The organism is Rothia sp. HMSC065G12 (assembly GCF_001811455.1).
Classification (GTDB): domain Bacteria; phylum Actinomycetota; class Actinomycetes; order Actinomycetales; family Micrococcaceae; genus Rothia; species Rothia dentocariosa.
In genome coordinates this window covers 1-5158 of record NZ_KV804805.1, presented here as the reverse complement: position 1 = coordinate 5158, position 5158 = coordinate 1, and the positions used below count along the sequence as shown (strand labels likewise).

General features: G+C 53.8%; 4 protein-coding genes. 1 reads left to right on the top strand and 3 read right to left on the bottom strand.

The window, feature by feature from the left end:
• Nucleotides 1-293: 293 nt before the first annotated feature.
• From HMPREF2804_RS02300 to HMPREF2804_RS02290, 3 genes are all read right to left on the bottom strand, one after another.
• On the bottom strand, nt 294-1535 hold the full coding sequence (locus tag HMPREF2804_RS02300) for an MFS transporter (RefSeq protein WP_048754961.1): 1242 nt from the start codon (nt 1533-1535) through the stop codon (nt 294-296).
• A gap of 97 nt (nt 1536-1632) precedes the next feature.
• Nucleotides 1633-2337: a ThiF family adenylyltransferase gene (locus HMPREF2804_RS02295; protein ID WP_246824099.1), complete on the bottom strand. Its 705-nt coding sequence runs from the start codon at nt 2335-2337 to the stop codon at nt 1633-1635.
• 591 nt (nt 2338-2928) lie between these two features.
• Nucleotides 2929-4704, bottom strand: a complete 1776-nt coding sequence (locus tag HMPREF2804_RS02290; protein ID WP_238382423.1) for an AAA domain-containing protein — start codon at nt 4702-4704, stop codon at nt 2929-2931.
• A gap of 102 nt (nt 4705-4806) precedes the next feature.
• Between HMPREF2804_RS02290 and HMPREF2804_RS02285 the strand changes: the two genes are divergently transcribed.
• Nucleotides 4807-5031: a hypothetical protein gene (locus HMPREF2804_RS02285; RefSeq protein WP_004005780.1), complete on the top strand. Its 225-nt coding sequence runs from the start codon at nt 4807-4809 to the stop codon at nt 5029-5031.
• Nucleotides 5032-5158 lie beyond the last annotated feature (127 nt).

Genomic DNA, 5158 nt, shown 5'->3' with positions numbered 1-5158 from the left:
GTGCAGTGAGTGAGTGCTGTGCGGAACGTTGAATAAAGGTTAGAACGAACACCTTCCTATTATGCCGTAAAACCTTCAACAAGCTGCGTAAGGTTCGCCGTAATACCGGCAACATTTAAAACCCCAAAAATACGCATTGATAAGGCGAATTATCGCGAGCATGCACTGTGTGCAGAAATCCTCAAAAGGACGTAGAACACCCCCGAAAGGAAAATAATTTTCATGCAAGTGCACGTTGAATTATTCGCTTTCGGGGGCGTTGAGCGGAGTTGATAGACGGGGCTATCGTGGAACTACTGTGCGTTCGTTACCTGCGAGATATGGGGCAGCTGACGTAGCGGCTTCTGGAATACCATCACCACCAGCGACAGGAAAATGAACACCGCGTAGAACAGCGCCGTGTACGTAATGCCCCAATCAACAATGAGGAAGCCTGCCAGCAGAACAGCCAGCGGGGTCAGCGCCATGTTCGGGATGCCCTGCACCGAGTGCACGCGACCGATCATGTGCTCCGGGGTGGATGCGTTAATGTACGCAATGATGCTCGAATTGAAGGAGGGAAGCACAATACCCGCCAACACAATCAGCAGGCACACCGCCCACAGCATCGAATGAACCACCGGCAGCAACAGGTAGCAGGCCGACATGATGGCCAGGGAGGTGATACCGAGCGGGCCGAGCGCAAACTTCTCGGTCAGCGGGCCGACCAGGAACGAACCGAGCAACACGCCCACACCGAAGGCGCTCGCAAAGATGCCGATGAAGAGCGGGTGTGCGCCCTCCAGGGTGTAGTAGTAGATGAAGGTGAGCGGAATGCCGACCGTTCCAAAGTTTGCAAGCGTTGAAACGAACGCAATGGACACCAGCACCTTGTTTTTCAGGATGTACTCGAAACCGGCTTTTGAGTCCTGCCAGAAGCTGGTTTTCTCGCCCTCCTCCTCTTCCGCGGGCTGCCGACTAGCGCCGTAGCTCTTGGGTGCGACGATGAACGCCAGCAGGTTGACGACCGCGTGAACTGCGGTCATGAGCACGGTCGAGAAGCCGATAATGATGCCGGCGACCGGGCCGCCCAGCAGGTTGGCGGTGGACTCGCGCGTCTCGCCCATACCGGAGGCGTACCCCAGGTGTTCCTTGGGGACTACGCGGGTGATGATGGACTGTTCACTCGGGTAGTCGAAGGTGGAAATGATGGCGGCGAGAGAGATCGTGATCACCAAAACGTAAATGTTGGTGACGTTGAAAACGAGGTAGAGAAGAATCGCTATCCAGGACAGCGACTGGCCGATACAGGACAGTGCCAGGCACTTTGAGGGGCCGATTCTATCGACCCACGTTCCAGATACAGCTCCGGCGCAGGTGGCGAGAACACCCGCGACGAAGAGGGTGATACTCGCAGCTTCGGGGGAGCCGGTTAGCGCCAAAATAATGATGGGCGTGGTGATATAGCTCATCGAGTCTGAGAGCTGGTTGGCTCCAATGGCGAAGAGAGTATTTCGAAAATCTCTATTCTTGAGTAGCTCGGTGTTGACACTCATGGGGGATCTCCACTGTGTATGAATTACTGTAATCGAACATATTTTGATGTATTGCTTTACCTAAACTTTGCGGCTTAAGTTTGGCAAGATACCTAATTCATTCATATGCGGCAAGTGATCCAGATATAAGGACTATAGGAGATATTGCAGCATTTATCTCTGGAACTTTATCTGTATGAGCTTCCTCGTAACCTAGACGAGTCATATTTCGTAGATTACTTTCACGGATGCATCTATAGCATCCTGTAACCTTTGGGTCGTAGATGCAACAATTAATTATTGGGCCATTGTAGCTTGCATCAATCCATGGTTTACCAGATTTTAATGAAGCATCAGAGAACCAAAATGGTATATCGTCTGGACTGTCAGCGCAGCGATACACTAGGTCATATTCGTTAAAATATTTAATGAGGTCATCAGAGGAAGTAATTTTCTTATCCTCGGATGTAATAAGAATTTTTGAATTTATTTTTTGGAGATTTTTCATGGCAGCCGTTGATTTTTTGAGCCCAAGGTCTTTTTCTGTGTATAGAATTTGCCTATTGAGATTCGACTCTTCAACATTGTCAAAATCAACTATGTGTATTTGAGATACTCCTGAAGATGCTAAGTTCATGGCCACGGATCCGCCAATTCCGCCAAGACCTACAATTACAATTTTCGAGGAGGACAGAATATTTTGCACCCGAAAAGGGTCGCTACTTCCTGAAGTGTCAATCCAAGAAAAGAATTCACGACTTCTTGAGTACCTATTAGATTTTGTAGATGATTTAAGGAAGAATCCATCTTCTATGTGACCCATCGTTATGAGTGATTCTATAATCTTCCTTGAATTTTTAGGAGTTAATCCTAAAATTTTTGATGTCTTTATAACTACCTCATCTATCGTGTATTCTCCTGTTAAGATCTCATTTAGGTTCTTAAAATTTCCCGAGGGGTCATGAATTGTGTTTGATATGCCTTTCTGGAGGTGGTTATTTACTGTCCGCCTACACGATGTGCCGGAGGACGGAGACCACCATGAGCCCTCTTGAGCTCATCTTCGGATGAGGTAATCAAATCCTGAATATCGAGTTCCATTGGTGTTCCTTTCGACAGATAGTCATCTATGGCTATCGAATCTTGGCTGAGCGATTCAGCTCAACCCCCAACATCTGTTGGTGTCTTAAATCATAGTGGAGATATGAGTCATATGCATGAACTCATGTTGAAAAACTTTCCTCATTTTGAGTATTGACATTAGGGTTAGGTTGACTATAATTCATTCTTGGTGCTTCCACCCAACCGAACCCTGAATGAACCCGGCTGAACCCGATTCCGGGCACGCCAAAGACGCCCGCCACCGGTCAGCCCCGCAACGCAGCGGGCAGGGGCGGGGGAGCACAGAAGAGCACTACTCCACCAGGCCCGCGAAGCCCGACAGAGCCAGCACCTCCTCAACATCCTGCGGCACCGAACGCGCCACCCACGGCGAATGCACCAACACCGCCCGCCACTGACCGCGCGACACCGCCACATTCAAACGATTCGGCGAGAGCACAAACCCGGCACCGCGCCCAGAATCAACCCGCGACGACGCCAACGACACCAACACCACCGCAGCCTCCTGACCCTGGAACTTATCCACCGTACCCACACGCACGCCAGCACCCGAAGAATCAGCCAGACCAGCGGCAATCAGCGCCTCACGCACACAATCAACCTGCGCGTTATACGCCGCCACCACAATGCAATCCTCCGCCGCCAACGGGCGCGGCGCAGCACCAGCTGCCGGAACCCACTCACGGCCCAACAACTCGCGCACGCAATCCACCACCGCCTGCGCCTCCTGCACAGAACGCACCGAACAGCCCACATGCTCCACCGGATACGACACCACACCCGGCGCAACACCCTGCAGGGCGCGACCAGCCGTCGCCGCCGCGCTCGCCAGCGCGCCATCATAGGACAGCCACGAAACCCGCTCGCACAGCGCCGAATCCATACGCCACGACTCACCCAAGAAATAGCCACAACGAGGATCCAGCGCCGCCGCCCCATCAGACAACCAACCCAGCGCCGAAACATCCACCGGGTACGGATGAACACCCGTCGACACCTGCGGCAACTGCTGCGGATCGCCCAGCAGCAGCACCGAACGCGCCGCACGAGCTGCCGCCACCGTATTTGTCAGAGAGAACTGGCCAGCCTCATCAACCACCAGCACATCCAACGACCCGGCAGGCACACGACGCTCACTCACGTAATCCCACGCCGTGCCGCCAAACAGCAAACCGCCCGCACCAGAAATCAGCTCCACCAGCTCAGAATCAGACACCTCAGACCACGGGGCGGGGGTCACCGACTTACCGCGCAGACGCACCGCACGCGAAACATCAAAACCATCACGGGCACAGCACGCCAACATAAGATTCTCAATCACCGCATGCGACTGAGCCACCACGCCCACCTTCGCGCCCTCCGCCACCAGGCGCGCAATCACGTGTGAGGCGAGGAAGGTCTTACCCGCACCGGGAGGGCCCTGAACCGCCACATAGGAATGGTCGAGAGCGCGAACCGCCGCGTGCACGGCATCCACCGTGGGCAGGTCAGAGGTGGGAAAATCAACCTCACGGGGTAGATTTTCTGCATTTTTGGCGTTCAAGGCGTTCTTCTTCAGGCGCGGCACACGGCGGAACAGCAAATCCGCGGATGCGCTCTCCACCCCCGTCAGCGAAGCCGCCGCATCGAGCACGCTCGGCAGGGTGCTGGGGGAGGCGGGAGCCTCGGAAGGATCAGAATCTTCACCGGATGCGGGGAGGTCAGGCATCAGCGCGCTAGGCATGAGAGTACCGTCGAAAAGCAGCCCGTGCACATCAGCCTGCAGGGCCGCCTCAATCGTCGCCATAGACACCGGATCGCCAGGACCAATACCCGAAGGCAGGGCACCGTGCGGCTCATCCTTCACGCGGATGCGCTCCTGCAGAAGCACCTCTAGGAACTCGCCGGTCGACTCTTCGACAGCCTCTGCGGCAGTCTCTTCGGGGTCCGCAGAATCCTCAGATCCGGCACGGAAACCGCCCTGCGCCACCGCCAGCACGCGCATGCCAAAGAAACCCGTCGCCGCCAACTCAGCGGGCACACGCTCACCCGGATTCGACGCACGGAAATAATTCAGCTGCGACTCCATACGGTCCAGATGAGGTATCTGATGAGAACGATGAGGCTACTTCCAACAGTGAGCCGAACACGGTAAACTGAGATAATTAATGGTGAGGGAAGGGAACGTGCTATGAGTACTCACACTGCTGAAGGACTATATAGCTCCGTCATGCGCAATGGAAAACCTGCACGTTTACGTTCTGATTATAAGAAGGTCGTAGATACCGAAGTTGGTGAGCTACGGCGAAGCATTTCTCAGCAGGTCAAAGAACGTCAGCAAAGCAAGTTTCAAGATTCTCCACAGCCTTGGTGGACAACGGTGGTGAATCCGATTCGTAATATTTTTAATCGGTAGATTATCAATATTGAGGTTTATACCTGCATAACGTAGTGAGGTCATCCAGATAATCTGGATGACCTCATCGTTTTATTTTGTCGGGCTGGCAGAATCCAGCCGGTTGAGCAGGTCGAGTACCGCCGGG

What these genes read in the sequence shown, in the direction of transcription:
- HMPREF2804_RS02285 (WP_004005780.1), top strand. Translation starts at nt 4,807, where the DNA reads ATGAGTACTCACACTGCTGAAGGACTATATAGCTCCGTCATGCGCAAT.
- HMPREF2804_RS02290 (WP_238382423.1), bottom strand. Translation starts at nt 4,704, where the DNA reads ATGGAGTCGCAGCTGAATTATTTCCGTGCGTCGAATCCGGGTGAGCGT.
- HMPREF2804_RS02300 (WP_048754961.1), bottom strand. Translation starts at nt 1,535, where the DNA reads ATGAGTGTCAACACCGAGCTACTCAAGAATAGAGATTTTCGAAATACT.
- HMPREF2804_RS02295 (WP_246824099.1), bottom strand. Translation starts at nt 2,337, where the DNA reads ATGGGTCACATAGAAGATGGATTCTTCCTTAAATCATCTACAAAATCT.